Raw genomic sequence first — 13,284 nt, forward strand, 5'->3', positions numbered from 1 at the left:
ATGCTCGAACAAATTGCAGCAAACCCGCACTGGTTCTGGCTTTCACTCGGCGGGCTGCTGCTGGCGGCCGAGATGCTCGGTGCCAGCGGTTACCTGTTATGGAGCGGCGTGTCGGCGGTGGTGGTCGGCGCGATGATCTGGCTGCTGCCGCAACTGGCCTGGGAGTGGCAGGGGGTGATTTTTGCCGTCCTGACCATTGTCGTGGCCTATCTGTGGTGGTACTGGCTGCGCCAGCGGCCGGCGGCGGCAACCAGCGGTTCGCAGGTGCTGAACCAGCGCAACCGCCAGTTGATCGGCACCCGCGCAACGCTGACCGAAGCCATGCACAACGGCATGGGCCGCATTAACATCGGCGACAGCAGTTGGCGCGCGCAGGCCAGTGAAGATCTGGCGATAGGAACCGAAGTGGAAGTGATCGCCGTCGAGGGTGTCACCCTGGTGATCCGTGCCGTTACGCGCTAGTGATTGTGGCAGCAACCGGCCAGGTTATTAATAATGGGGCATTCCGCCCCGTCATCGCCCGGGCATTCGTTAGCCAGCGCCAGCAAACGCTGGCGCATCTCGCCCAACTCACTGATGTGCTTTTCAATATCCGCCACTTTTTGCAGCGTGCGCGCTTTGACATCGGCGCTGTGGCGGGCCGGATCGTTGAACAGCGCCACCAGCTCACGGCACTCGTCCAGGTTAAAACCCACCAGCCGCGCCTGGCGCAGCAGCGTCAGCTCTTCGATATGCTTCGGGTTATAGCTGCGGTAACCGTTATCGGTACGGATCGGCGCGGTAACCAGCCCTTTCTCTTCATAAAAGCGGATCGCCTTGCTGGTTAAACCGGTTTTTTTCGCCACGTCGCTGATATTCATTTTCACTCCTTGACCTTCCCCTTGCTGGAAGGTTTAACCTTCATTCTTAGTGAAAATAGGCTAAGCGGTCAACCTTTAAACACCGCACTTGAGCGAGGAACCGAATCATGTCACAAACCACCGTGCTGGCGTTGCAGGGGCTAACCTGCATGAACTGCGCGCAACGGGTGAAAAAAGCCCTGGAAAGCCGCAACGATGTCGAACAGGCAGAGGTCAACGTCCATTACGCCAAAGTCACCGGCGATGCGCCGAGCCAGGCATTGATCGACAGCGTGATCGCCGCCGGTTACCAGGCTGTCGTAGCGCAACGGCCGGATACCGAACTGCAGCTGAGCGGCCTGAGCTGCATGCACTGCGCCGCCAGCACCCGTAAAGCGCTGGAAGCGGTACCGGGCGTGATCGCCGCCGACGTCGGCATTGAGTCGGCCAAGGTCTATGGCGATGCCGCTCCCGAGGCGTTGATCGCAGCGGTAGAGGAAGCCGGTTATCACGCCAGCGTCAATGGAGCCGCCCTTCTCCCAAAAACTGAGCCGTTGACTGAATCAGCCCCTGATTTGCCGGAACCCCAGGCAGCGGCCCCCTCTTCCCTTCCGGTAACTCGCCACAGCGACGATGATGACAGCGTTCAACTGCTGCTCAGCGGCATGAGTTGCGCCAGCTGTGTCAGTAAAGTCCAAAGCGCGCTGCAAAGCGTGCCCGGCGTCGAACAGGCGCGGGTCAATCTGGCGGAACGCAGCGCGTTGATTACCGGCGGTGCCGATCCGCAGGCGCTGGTGGCGGCGGTGGAAAAAGCCGGCTACGGCGCGGAAATGATCCAGGACGAAACCGAACGCCGCGAGCGCCAACAGCAGACCGCACAGGCCAACATGAAGCGCTTCCGCTGGCAGGCAGCGCTCGGCCTGGCGCTGGGCATTCCGCTGATGGCCTGGGGTCTGTTTGGCGGCAGTATGTCGCTGACACCGGAAACCCAACGCCCGTGGCTGTGGGTGGGTCTGATCACGCTGGCGGTGATGGTGTTCGCCGGCGGGCATTTTTACCGCAACGCCTGGCGCGCGCTGCGCAACGGCAGCGCCACCATGGATACGCTGGTCGCACTCGGCACCGGCGCCGCCTGGCTGTATTCGATCAGCGTCAACCTGTGGCCGGATTTCTTCCCGATGGAGGCGCGGCACCTGTATTACGAGGCCAGCGCCATGATCATCGGCCTGATCAACCTCGGCCATGCGCTGGAGCAGCGGGCGCGCCAGCGTTCGTCACAGGCGCTGGAGCGGCTGCTGGACCTGACGCCGCCGACGGCGCGGCTGGTGACCGACGACGGCGAGAAAACCATTGCGCTGGCGCAGGTGCAGCTTGGTATGACGCTGCGCCTGACCACCGGCGATCGTATCCCGGTGGACGGCGAAATTGTGCAGGGCGAAGTGTGGCTGGACGAAGCCATGCTGACCGGCGAAGCCGTGCCGCAGCAGAAAGGCGTTGGCGATACGGTGCATGCCGGTACGGTGGTGGATGACGGCAGCGTGCTGTTTCGCGCCGGCGCAATCGGCAGCAAAACCACGCTGGCACGAATCATCAAACTGGTGCGCCAGGCGCAGAGCAGCAAGCCGGAGATTGGCAAACTGGCGGACCGCATTTCTGCGGTGTTCGTGCCGGTGGTGGTGGCCATCGCCCTGTTCAGCGCGGCGATCTGGTATTTCTTCGGCCCGCAGCCGCAGTTGGTTTACACGCTGGTGATCGCCACTACGGTGTTGATCATTGCCTGCCCTTGCGCGCTGGGCCTGGCGACGCCGATGTCGATCATCTCCGGCGTTGGTCGCGCGGCCGAGTTCGGCGTACTGGTGCGCGATGCCGATGCGTTGCAGCAGGCCAGCACCCTGGATACGCTGGTGTTCGATAAAACCGGCACCCTGACCGAGGGCCAGCCGCGCGTAGTGGAGATTTTCACCTTCAATCAGATCGGCGAGCAGCAGGCGCTGCGCTGGGCCGCGGCGCTGGAACAAGGTGCCAGCCACCCCTTGGCGCGCGCCATCGTTGAGCACGCCGCCGGGCAAGCGCTACCGCCGGTTGAGCAGTTCCGGACCCTGCGCGGTGCCGGCGTCAGCGGCGAAGTGGACGGCGTGAAGCTGCTGCTGGGCAACGCCGCGCTGTTGCAACAGCACCAGGTGGCGACCACCGCGCTGGAAGCGCAGATGCAGCAACAGGCCGAGCGCGGCATTACGCCGGTGCTGCTGGCAGCCGACGGCCAGCCGGCTGCGCTGATCGCCATCCGCGATCCGCTGCGCAGCGACAGCGTTGAGGCGTTGCAGCGCTTGCATCGTCAGGGCTATCAACTGGTGATGCTGACCGGCGACAACCCGGTGACCGCCAACGCCATTGCCAAAGAAGCCGGTATCGACAAGGTCATCGCCGGCGTGCTGCCGGACGGCAAAGCCGAGGCGATCAAACAGTTGCAGGCGCAGGGCCACCGCGTGGCGATGGTCGGCGATGGCATCAACGACGCCCCGGCACTGGCGCAAGCCGACGTGGGCATCGCGATGGGCAGCGGTAGCGATATCGCTATCGAAACCGCCGCCATCACCCTGATGCGTCACAGCCTGAACGGCGTCGCCGACGCGCTGGAACTGTCGAAGGCCACGCTGCGCAACATGAAACAGAACCTGCTCGGGGCATTCATTTACAACACGCTCGGCATTCCCATCGCCGCCGGGGTGCTGTATCCGTTGACCGGCACTCTGCTCAGCCCGGTAGTGGCGGGCGCGGCGATGGCGCTGTCTTCCATTACCGTGGTCAGTAACGCCAACCGGCTGCTGCGTTTTAAACCGAAACGCTGAATGCCGCTGCGGGGCGCAAATCCTTGCGCCCCGCTTCCTTTGGGATAATTCCTTCACTCTTCAGGCTTTCTTGTGCGCCGGATAGCGTTTAGCATGGCATAAACGCGCTACCCGCCAGAGGCCAGGCCGTCGTCTGCACACTCGCGGGGAAAATAAGGAACCACGCTGTATGGGTAAGCTATTACGCCGCCTGGCCGCCTTTCTCGGCATTATTTCTCCGATGACCTACGCCTACCCGGCGCTGGATATCCGGCTGCCCGGCGATCGTCAATTCCATCTGGTGGGCAGCATTCATATGGGTACGGTGGATATGTCGCCGCTGCCTGCCACGCTGGCGACTCGCCTGAAACAGGCTGATGCCCTGATTGTCGAAGCCGATATCACCGGCTCCGCCTCGCCGTTTGGCCACAGCGCCCCACAGCCCGACCTGGTAGAACGTCTTTCCGATACCGAGTTTCAGCAGTTATTGGTCCTGTGCCACGAACTGGGCGCCGACGCAGAGGTGTTCTCGACCCTCCCCGGCTGGCAGGTGGCGTTGACGATGCAGGCTCGTCAGGCTCAGCGACTGGGGCTGCGCGCCGAGTACGGCGTAGACTACCAACTGTTGCAGGCCGCCAGGCAACAACACAAAAAGGTGATTGAGCTGGAAGGCGCGGAACAGCAGATGGCGATGCTGGAACAGTTGCCGGAAGGCGGTATGGCGCTGCTGCGCGATACGCTGGAACACTGGCACACCAACGCGCGCCTGCTGCAAACCATGGTGAGCTGGTGGCTGGACGCAAAACCCAACGGCGCGCTGGAAACCCTGCCCGCCACCTTCAGCGCCGATCTGTACGACGTGCTGATGCATCGGCGCAACCGGGACTGGCAGCAGAAACTGGAGGCGTTGCCGGCCGGCAACTACGTGGTGGCGGTGGGCGCACTGCATCTGTACGGCGAAGATAATCTGCCGGCGATGCTTCAGGCGCAGTAAAAAAAGTGGCCAATATCGCTACTGGCCAGTCAAAGAGGAATTTCTTGTATTTTAGTTATACGCATAGCAACCGTGTTAACGGTTACAATAGACAGGGTAGCAACCCAGTGAACACCTTGGCAACCCGCTTTATGTAACAGCAGCTCAGGTTGCTGCCGCCGTTAGATTTTTGTAATTTTGTTGCTTTGCTTTGCAACTTCCCGTGCGAAGGGAAATAGGAAAACAGTATGACGCCCGCAGTGATCCTGCTTGAGAAACAAAAAATCGCGTTTACCCTTCATCCCTATCATCACGACAGTGCGGAAACCCACTTCGGTGATGAAGCGGTGCAGAAACTTGGGCTCGATGCCGATCGCGTCTATAAAACGTTGTTGGTGGCGCTGAACGGCGACGCCAAACATCTGGCGGTGGCGGTAACGCCGGTCGCGACCCAGTTGGATCTGAAAAAGGTCGCTCGCGCCCTGGGCGCAAAGAAAGCGGAAATGGCCGACCCGCAACTGGCACAGCGCGTAACCGGTTATCTGGTCGGCGGCATTAGCCCGCTGGGGCAGAAAAAGCGGCTGCCGACGGTGATCGACAGCCCGGCGCAGCAGTTCGCCACCATTTACGTCTCCGGCGGCAAACGCGGGCTGGATATCGAACTGGCCGCCGGCGATTTATGCCGCCTACTGGCCGGCAGCTTCGCCGATATCGCCAAGCGCGATTAGTGACAGGGAGAAGCTTAACCGGATACTGGAGGATATGTTCTAAGAGTCTGACAATGGCTGGTGACTGATATTTGAGGGGGTAATCATGATTTACGTTGATGTGACCATCGGTAAGAAAAACAATTTCCCGCCGGCACTGCCTTGGCCAAGGCGGTCGAGCTGAACAAGCGGCTGCAGCGTAAATTCTCTGACATTAAAGCTACCGTTCGTTTGGCGGATCTGGATGAGCTTTTGGTGCGCAATGGTACTACGGCGGACAAAGAGGTTGTAGAGGAAATGCAGCAGGAAACGTGGGAAAGTGCAGATGACTGGTTTCAGTCTTAGAAGGTTGTGACTTGTATCAGAATATACACCGGGCAATTTTCTCTAAACCGCACCTTATATGGATATTTTTGCCGCTGCTGAATATATTGGGAAACAGCCAAACTAACAAGGAAAAGTGATGGATACGGTTGAAGAGTTAAATGGAACTTATTTTTTTGATGGAATGATAGGGTTATCGGCAGGTGAATTGGCTTTTTGGATCATCGTTGATGAGGCTCAGAAAGAACTAGGGACCCAAGATGTAGTCGCCTTAGCATTACTCATCGGTGGATACCCTTTTATCCCCGTCACAGGAAAGTTAGACGTTCGTAGAGCGACCGCTGGTACATCACCTTTATCCTATGCGGCAAGACATATGATTCGCTATAAAATGAAAAAACCGCTAAAAACACTCACGTGGGAAAATATGCTGCGTGGGAAATGGTCACCGACAAGAAGTCTCGGCGCGTTTGTTGGCAGGTGGGTACCTTGGATTGGCGTAGTTATTACAATGTATGACTTATGGACGATCTCCTCGCGCTCATTGCGCCGATATAACTTGATTGCGAAAAAAGGTGATCGGCTATGAACCTAGGGGATAACCTCTCAGAATATGTGATTGCGTTCGTTCAGCAAGAGCTATTTGGCACTCAAAAACCCCCCTTTACCATCGATGAAAACTTCCCAATTAATGTGGGCGAATATCCCATCGACAGTGAAGATGCTGACGAATTGTTGGTGGCTTTCGCAGAAAAATTCCATGTCGATTTTAAATCTATGGAATGGAATGACTATTTTCCAAGAGTCGGTATTCCCTTCATTCCTAACTGCCTTTTGCCTAAACACCTCCAAACTGATCACAACAATCCAAAACCACTAACCATTGCTATGCTCATCGATTCTGCCAAAGCTGGCCGCTGGCTCTATGACTGAGCAGGTAAAAGCAGGCAATTTACCCCGTACTGAGACAAAGAAAACTGCCTTTATATTTAACTACTGATAAACAATCTCGCCCTTCGGCTCATAGGCCGCCGCATCCAGCGGAGAGTGCTTCTCGATATACTGTTTCAGCACTTCGGCATCGATAAAACCGGTGTTGACGTAGCTTGGCAGGGTATCGAGTTTCGGATAACCGTCACCGCCCAACGCATTGAAGTTCAGCGTCGCCATACGGTAGGTTTTGTCCGCCTGCAATGGCTCGCCCTTGATCTTCACGTTGCTGACGCCCTTGCCGTCCGCCGTCAGGCTGACGTTGGCAAACTGCGCGTAAGCGCCGGAATCCACCTTCATGTTGGCGACCACCGCCAGGTATTTTTCTACCTCGCTGCCTTTCATCTCGGCATAGACCAGCGTATTGCCAAACGGCTGCACCTTGAGCACATTTTTATAGGTAATGTCGCCGGACTCGATCGAATCACGCACCCCACCGCCGCTCATCACCGCAAAATCGGCTTCGGCACGTTCCATTTGCGCCGCCAGCAGCACCCGCGACAAGTTGGTCTGAACGAAGCGCACCTTGCTGCGATCGCCCTCCAGCTTGCCGTTCACGCTGCCGATTTTAACCTCAAGCTGCGCCTTGCCCTTGTCCTGGAATGGCGTCAGCAGTTTCATCATGGAAGGATCTTCCTGAATTTGCTGGGTGTAATACACTCGCTCGCTGGTGCCGTCGGCTTTTTCCACCTTCTTCTTCAGGTTGACCGGGATCAGTTGATAATGCACCAGCTTCAGCTCGCCGTTGCGGAACTGGAAGTCGGCGCGGCCGACGTATTTGCCCCACTCGTGCGCCTGGACGATCCAGGTGCCGTTTTGGCGATCCGGCGAACACGGAGTGCCCGGCACGTAGTCTACCTGCTTGTGGTTTTCGCCGGCCATACAGACCGGATCCTGCGAGTGACCGCCGACGATCATATCCAGGTAACCTGCCGGCAGGTTGCGCGCCATCTCGACGTCGCCCGGCGCGTTGGAGCCGTGGTTGCCGTCATCGTAATGGCCCATGTGAGTGGCGGCGATGATCACGTCCGGCTTTTCATCCTTGCGCAGTTGCTCAACCACTTGTTTCGCTTCCTGCGCCGGTACGCGGAACTCGATATCGGTAAAGTATTCCGGGTTGCCGATCTTGGCGGTGTCGTCGGTAGTCAGGCCGATAACCGCAATCTTGATGCCCTGCTTGTCAAATAAGGCGTAGGGTTTGAACAGACGCTGTTGAGTGCTTTTCTGATAGATATTGGCCGACAGCAGCGGGAAGGTCGCCCATTTCTCCTGCTGACGCAGCACGCTGAGCGGATTGTCGAACTCATGGTTGCCGATCGCCATCGCATCGTAACCCACCAGGTTCATGCCACGAAAATCCGGTTCGGCATCCTGCAGGTCGGACTCCGGCACGCCGGTATTGATATCGCCGCCGGACAGCAGCAGCAGGCTGCCGCCCTTGGCCGCCACTTCCTGGCGAATGCTGTCTACCAGGGTTTTCTGCGCGCCCAGACCATACTCACCGTGATCGTTCTGCCAGAAATGGCCATGGTGATCGTTGGTATGCAGGATGGTGATGTCGTAAGTTTTATCCTTTTCCCAGGCGCTGGCGGCTCCCGACAGGAAAGTCAGGGACACGGCCAAGGCGCATGCGGTGGTTTTTAACGAAAAACGCATGGCGGCTCTCCATGATGAAAATGCACTGTTTTTTGAGGTGGCCGAAATTGTAGCGCGAAACAAAGGCGAGTGATTTCAAATTTTTGCGATATACGTCAAATTATGTCGGATGTGGTAAAAATTGAACAACTTGCCTAAGATAATCTGCTCTGAACTCTAAAACTTACCAGGCTAATAATAAAATGACCGACCGTAGCGAAACCGCCATGCCGCCGGCCAAGGGCGGTGCGGTTAAAGGCACCGCTTTCTCGATCCTCGGCGCCATCAGCGTATCCCATTTGTTGAACGACATGATTCAGTCGCTGATCCTGGCGATTTACCCGATCCTGCAGGCCGATTTCAATCTCAGCTTTGTGCAGATCGGCATGATCACCCTGACTTATCAATTGACCGCCTCGCTGTTGCAACCGTTGATCGGCCACTTCACCGATAAACACCCGCAGCCTTATTCGCTGCCGATCGGCATGGGCTTTACCCTGTGTGGTCTGCTGCTGCTGTCGGTAGCCAATACTTTCCCGCTGGTGTTGCTGGCTGCGGCGTTGGTCGGTACCGGCTCTTCGGTGTTCCACCCGGAGTCGTCCCGCGTGGCGCGCATGGCTTCCGGTGGCCGGCATGGTCTGGCGCAGTCACTGTTCCAGGTCGGCGGCAACTTTGGCAGTTCTCTGGGCCCCCTGTTGGCGGCGCTGATTATCGCGCCTTACGGTAAGGGCAACGTCGCCTGGTTCTCACTGGCGGCGCTGCTGGCGATTGTGGTGCTGTTGCAGGTCAGCAAGTGGTATCAGCAACAGCATCGGGCAACAAAAGGTCTGCCAAAAACCGCCGCTGCGCGGCAACCGCTGCCAAAACGTACCGTTACCTACGCTCTCGGCATCCTGCTGGTGCTTATTTTCTCAAAATATTTCTACTTGGCCAGTATCAGCAGCTATTACACCTTTTATCTGATACATAAGTTCGGCGTTTCGGTACAAAATGCCCAGATACATCTGTTTACTTTTCTGTTCGCCGTAGCCGCCGGCACCATTATCGGCGGGCCACTGGGCGACAAGATAGGTCGAAAATATGTCATTTGGGGCTCCATACTTGGCGCAGCACCTTTCACGCTTGTTTTACCCTATGCATCTTTATACTGGACCGGTATTTTGACGGTGATCATAGGGGTAATTCTCGCCTCGGCGTTTTCGGCCATTTTGGTCTACGCTCAGGAGCTGATCCCCGGGAAAGTGGGTATGGTTTCCGGTTTATTCTTCGGTTTTGCTTTTGGTATGGGTGGGTTAGGCGCGGCAGTTCTTGGTTATGTCGCAGATTTGACCAGTATCGAATTGGTCTACCAAATCTGTGCTTTCTTACCCTTGATCGGCATTATCACCGCACTGCTGCCTAATATGGATCATAACTCACAATAACCCTGCTACAGCCCGGTTGATAAATATTATTCAGCCGGGTTATCTCCCACATAAATCAATGTTATTTGACTTATTCGTTGATAAATCCCCTCACTGGCCTGCCCAACGCGGAATCCTCTGCTTTTTCGCAAAAAGGCCAAATTTAGCTAAGCAAAGCACGCACAAATGCAATAAACTAAATGTATCTTTTCGTAACTTCGTTGCGTTTTCCCTCTACCGCCATGCATAGCTAGAAGGAGTCTGGATGCATAATTCAACACCGTTAATCACCACCATTGTCGGAGGGTTAGTACTCGCCTTCCTCCTCGGTATGCTGGCGAATCGCCTGCGCATCTCCCCACTGGTAGGATACCTTGCAGCAGGCGTGCTCGCCGGCCCCTTTACCCCCGGGTTTGTTGCCGACACCTCGCTGGCACCGGAACTGGCGGAAATTGGCGTGATTTTGTTGATGTTCGGTGTTGGCCTCCATTTCTCTCTTAAAGACCTCCTCGCAGTAAAACATATCGCCATTCCCGGCGCCGTGGCACAGATTGCCGTCGCCACCTTGCTGGGTATGGGGCTGTCCAAGTTGCTCGGCTGGGATTTGATTTCCGGCCTGGTGTTCGGGCTGTGTCTGTCCACCGCCAGTACCGTGGTGTTGCTGCGTGCTCTGGAAGAACGCCAGTTGATCGACAGTCAGCGCGGGCAAATCGCCATCGGCTGGCTGATCGTGGAAGATCTGGCGATGGTGCTGACATTGGTGCTGCTGCCGGCCTTCGGCAACATGATGGGCAATGACAACGCCAGCAGCAGCCAGTTGCTGATGGAGCTGGCCATCACCATCGGCAAGGTCATCGCCTTTATCGCGCTGATGATTGTGGTCGGCCGTCGCCTGGTGCCGTGGATCCTGGCGAAAACCGCCAGCACCGGCTCTCGCGAGCTGTTTACCCTGGCGGTGCTGGCGCTGGCGCTCGGCATTGCCTATGGCGCCGTGAAGCTGTTCGACGTTTCCTTCGCTCTGGGGGCGTTCTTCGCCGGCATGGTGCTGAACGAGTCGGAGCTGAGCCACCGTGCAGCCCACGACACGCTGCCGCTGCGCGATGCTTTTGCGGTGCTGTTCTTTGTCTCGGTCGGCATGCTGTTTGACCCGATGATCCTGATCAACGAGCCGCTGGCGGTGCTGGCGACGCTGGCGATTATCGTGTTCGGTAAATCGGCGGCGGCGTTCCTGCTGGTGAAAATGTTCGGCCACTCCAGGCGCACCGCGCTGACCATTTCCGCCAGCCTGGCGCAGATCGGCGAGTTCGCCTTCATTTTGGCCGGCCTTGGCATCTCGCTCGGCATGATGTCGGAGCACGGCCGTAATCTGGTGCTGGCTGGCGCCATCCTGTCGATCATGCTCAACCCGCTGCTGTTCACCCTGCTCGAACGTTATCTCGCCAAGACTGAAACCATGGAAGACCAGATTCTGGAAGAAGCGGTGGAAGAAGAAAAGCAGATCCCGTTCGATATGTGCAATCACGCTCTGCTGGTCGGCTATGGCCGCGTCGGTAGCCTGTTGGGTGCCAAACTTGCCGAGGCCGGCATCCCTCTGGTGGTGATCGAGAACTCTCGCCCTCGGGTCGAAGCGCTGCGTGAACAGGGTATCAAAACGGTGCTGGGCAACGCCGCCAATCCGGAGGTAATGGATCTGGCAAGGCTCGACTGCGCACGCTGGCTGTTGCTGACCATTCCAAACGGCTACGAGGCCGGGGAGATCGTCGCCTCTGCGCGCAACAAGCGGCCAAACATCGAGATTATCGCCCGTGCGCATTACGATGACGAGGTGTCATACATCTCAGATCGCGGTGCCGATCAGGTCGTGATGGGCGAGCGGGAAATCGCCAACAGCATGTTGAATATCCTTAAGCTGGATACGCTGAGCGAAGAAGAGAAAATGGGCGCCTGCCCGATTTGACGTGAAAACCGGTGATCAAAAAGGTCCGGCTTGCCGGACCTCAGACTGCTGACAAAGCCGATTATTAGGGAGAGGGTGCCGAAGGGGTCGTAACGGCTTACCCGCCGACCAATTTGCCGGGAGCAAATTGGAACGACTTCATGTCGGCCCGCAGGGTGGGACACACGAATGTGTCCCATAATGGCCCCTCGGTGCGCCAGGCCCGGGTATCTCGGACTCAAAAGCAACTTTGTCATCAACCTCAGGTCCGGCTTGCCGGACCTTTTGCTTTTTACCGTTCCCAGTAAGCCTCTTCCAGGCTGTCTTCCCGCTCCGGCAGGCCACGCGTCAGGCGCGGTGAATGCTGGTTCAGCACCTGATAGCTGACGCGGTTGGCGTATTTGCACACCTGCGCCAACGAGGAATACGTCAGGTAACTGCGCACATGCTTGCTGGAATTCGGCACGTTATTGCGGTGAAAACCGTTGGCGGCGATATCATGCAACAACGCCGACAGCGCGCCGTCGCCGGCGCCGTTGGTATTCATGATTTTCTCCGGCCCGCCCATGTACGGCGCAATATGCGAATAGATGCGGAACGGGTTCTCGCAGCTTTCACGACGCATGGCACGGCTGAACTCATAACGGTTGAATTCGGCGATATGCCCCGGCAACAGCGGATGCTGAGTTTCCCGCTTATTCGATTCTTCGGTATAACCCGCCATATACAAGCCGTTTGGCCCGGCGGTGCACAATACTAAGTCCACCCACTCGAGGGCCATATCAGAGGCGGTCAAGGGATCGCTCAGCCCGGTCAGCTCCAGCGCTTCATCTTCGTTCATCGCCAGAATCGACACGTGCTGCTTCAGGAAGTCGCGCCACCACTGCGGGTTATCGGCAATCACATACTTGGTGCCCAGCGTCAGCACCACCGGCACGTCGTGTTTTTTGGCAAATTCTATGGCTTGCATGGTGGCGGCAGGCATCGGTTCCCCTTCCTTGCAGCGCACCAGATACGACGTCAACACCAGCGCCGAAGCACCTGCTATCACCTCTTCCGGTACGCTCTCCGGCCGCAACTGATTCATCTGCCCAGGGCTGATGGCAAAAGTGCGCTCGCCGCTTTCGGTGATCAACGTAAAGCAGCGGCCAATAGCGCCGTCAACCGCCTGCAGGTGGTTAAGATCGGTGCGGCTCGAGGTATTGCACAAATAACGGTAGGCGTAGCTGCCGATTTTAATGTTGCTGCACATGACGCCAAGCAGGACCGAACGGTCATCCGCCAGCACCGAATAGTTGTGCAGAGTATTGCCGATGGTGCCGCCGGCGAACTGATGGTCGATCAGATTGTTTTCGCTTAGCTCCTGATACAGTGCCTCGGCGACGTCATCCTCAATCACCAGGGAATGCCCCAGGCTCAAGCCGTAGCGTTGGATAAACGCGTCATCCACTTTTGCTTCGATATCCACCAGCGTCTGGTCGATGCCGACGATATAAGAGGTGCTGACTTCATTTTCAGGCTGAACTTGCTGCAAGAGCGGATCGCGAGCGTTCACCGGAAAATAGTGTTTGGACTTACGTTTACCAGGAAATTTCATGTGATTGGCGGCAGTGGCTATTATCAGGCAGAAAATGTTAGCACATTTCTGC

At 57.3% G+C, this 13,284-nt stretch carries 12 protein-coding genes; 9 read left to right on the top strand and 3 right to left on the bottom strand.

The window, feature by feature from the left end; all coding sequences use genetic code 11:
- Positions 1–462 carry an NfeD family protein gene (locus tag SPL01S_RS05130; protein WP_063197998.1) on the top strand — a complete coding sequence of 154 codons (462 nt, stop codon included), beginning with the start codon at positions 1–3 and terminating at the stop codon, positions 460–462.
- Here SPL01S_RS05130 and cueR read toward each other — a convergent pair.
- A complete protein-coding gene (gene cueR, locus SPL01S_RS05135) occupies positions 459–860 on the bottom strand; it encodes a Cu(I)-responsive transcriptional regulator (RefSeq protein ID WP_062793112.1) in 402 nt (133 codons plus the stop codon). The two genes, SPL01S_RS05130 and cueR, sit on opposite strands and share 4 nt — an antisense overlap.
- A 107-nt stretch (positions 861–967) precedes the next feature.
- Here cueR and copA point away from each other — a divergent pair, with 107 nt between their 5' ends.
- The 6 genes from copA (at position 968) to SPL01S_RS05165 (ending at position 6,604) form a co-directional block, all read left to right on the top strand.
- Complete coding sequence (gene copA, locus SPL01S_RS05140; RefSeq protein WP_063198001.1) at positions 968–3,688, top strand: copper-exporting P-type ATPase CopA; 2,721 nt, start codon at positions 968–970, stop codon at positions 3,686–3,688.
- A gap of 169 nt (positions 3,689–3,857) precedes the next feature.
- Positions 3,858–4,661 carry a TraB/GumN family protein gene (locus tag SPL01S_RS05145; protein WP_063198004.1) on the top strand — a complete coding sequence of 268 codons (804 nt, stop codon included), beginning with the start codon at positions 3,858–3,860 and terminating at the stop codon, positions 4,659–4,661.
- Between the two features lie 227 nt (positions 4,662–4,888).
- The gene (gene ybaK / locus SPL01S_RS05150) at positions 4,889–5,368 is read left to right on the top strand and encodes a Cys-tRNA(Pro)/Cys-tRNA(Cys) deacylase YbaK (RefSeq protein ID WP_004949396.1); all 480 of its coding nucleotides are present in this window, start codon (positions 4,889–4,891) and stop codon (positions 5,366–5,368) included.
- A gap of 141 nt (positions 5,369–5,509) precedes the next feature.
- Entirely contained in the window at positions 5,510–5,692 is a 183-nt protein-coding gene (locus tag SPL01S_RS05155; RefSeq protein ID WP_063198006.1) for a DinI-like family protein, read from the top strand.
- A gap of 118 nt (positions 5,693–5,810) precedes the next feature.
- On the top strand, positions 5,811–6,260 hold the full coding sequence (locus SPL01S_RS05160) for an STM2901 family protein (protein ID WP_063198008.1): 450 nt from the start codon (positions 5,811–5,813) through the stop codon (positions 6,258–6,260).
- Positions 6,257–6,604, top strand: coding sequence for a DUF1493 family protein (locus tag SPL01S_RS05165; protein ID WP_063198011.1), 348 nt, complete (start codon positions 6,257–6,259; stop codon positions 6,602–6,604). The genes SPL01S_RS05160 and SPL01S_RS05165 overlap by 4 nt, the downstream gene beginning before the upstream one ends.
- A gap of 60 nt (positions 6,605–6,664) precedes the next feature.
- Here the strand turns inward: SPL01S_RS05165 and ushA are convergent, their stop codons facing one another.
- Positions 6,665–8,317: a bifunctional UDP-sugar hydrolase/5'-nucleotidase UshA gene (gene ushA, locus SPL01S_RS05170; protein ID WP_063198013.1), complete on the bottom strand. Its 1,653-nt coding sequence runs from the start codon at positions 8,315–8,317 to the stop codon at positions 6,665–6,667.
- Positions 8,318–8,499: 182 nt separating this feature from the next.
- On the opposite strand from ushA, the gene SPL01S_RS05175 reads away from it, so the two are divergent.
- On the top strand, positions 8,500–9,720 hold the full coding sequence (locus SPL01S_RS05175) for an MFS transporter (RefSeq protein ID WP_063198016.1): 1,221 nt from the start codon (positions 8,500–8,502) through the stop codon (positions 9,718–9,720).
- Between the two features lie 244 nt (positions 9,721–9,964).
- Entirely contained in the window at positions 9,965–11,656 is a 1,692-nt protein-coding gene (gene ybaL / locus SPL01S_RS05180) for a YbaL family putative K(+) efflux transporter (protein ID WP_004949391.1), read from the top strand.
- Between the two features lie 271 nt (positions 11,657–11,927).
- Here ybaL and SPL01S_RS05185 read toward each other — a convergent pair whose 3' ends face one another.
- Complete coding sequence (locus SPL01S_RS05185; protein ID WP_063198018.1) at positions 11,928–13,232, bottom strand: inosine/guanosine kinase; 1,305 nt, start codon at positions 13,230–13,232, stop codon at positions 11,928–11,930.
- Positions 13,233–13,284 lie beyond the last annotated feature (52 nt).

It is taken from the genome of Serratia plymuthica NBRC 102599 (genome assembly GCF_001590925.1).
Lineage (GTDB): Bacteria > Pseudomonadota > Gammaproteobacteria > Enterobacterales > Enterobacteriaceae > Serratia > Serratia plymuthica.

Bases quoted from the DNA above. Each gene is read 5' to 3' on its own strand.
- SPL01S_RS05130 (WP_063197998.1), top strand. From the start codon at position 1: ATGCTCGAACAAATTGCAGCAAACCCGCACTGGTTCTGGCTTTCACTC.
- cueR (WP_062793112.1), bottom strand. From the start codon at position 860: ATGAATATCAGCGACGTGGCGAAAAAAACCGGTTTAACCAGCAAGGCG.
- copA (WP_063198001.1), top strand. From the start codon at position 968: ATGTCACAAACCACCGTGCTGGCGTTGCAGGGGCTAACCTGCATGAAC.
- SPL01S_RS05145 (WP_063198004.1), top strand. From the start codon at position 3,858: ATGGGTAAGCTATTACGCCGCCTGGCCGCCTTTCTCGGCATTATTTCT.
- ybaK (WP_004949396.1), top strand. From the start codon at position 4,889: ATGACGCCCGCAGTGATCCTGCTTGAGAAACAAAAAATCGCGTTTACC.
- SPL01S_RS05160 (WP_063198008.1), top strand. From the start codon at position 5,811: ATGGATACGGTTGAAGAGTTAAATGGAACTTATTTTTTTGATGGAATG.
- SPL01S_RS05165 (WP_063198011.1), top strand. From the start codon at position 6,257: ATGAACCTAGGGGATAACCTCTCAGAATATGTGATTGCGTTCGTTCAG.
- ushA (WP_063198013.1), bottom strand. From the start codon at position 8,317: ATGCGTTTTTCGTTAAAAACCACCGCATGCGCCTTGGCCGTGTCCCTG.
- SPL01S_RS05175 (WP_063198016.1), top strand. From the start codon at position 8,500: ATGACCGACCGTAGCGAAACCGCCATGCCGCCGGCCAAGGGCGGTGCG.
- ybaL (WP_004949391.1), top strand. From the start codon at position 9,965: ATGCATAATTCAACACCGTTAATCACCACCATTGTCGGAGGGTTAGTA.
- SPL01S_RS05185 (WP_063198018.1), bottom strand. From the start codon at position 13,232: ATGAAATTTCCTGGTAAACGTAAGTCCAAACACTATTTTCCGGTGAAC.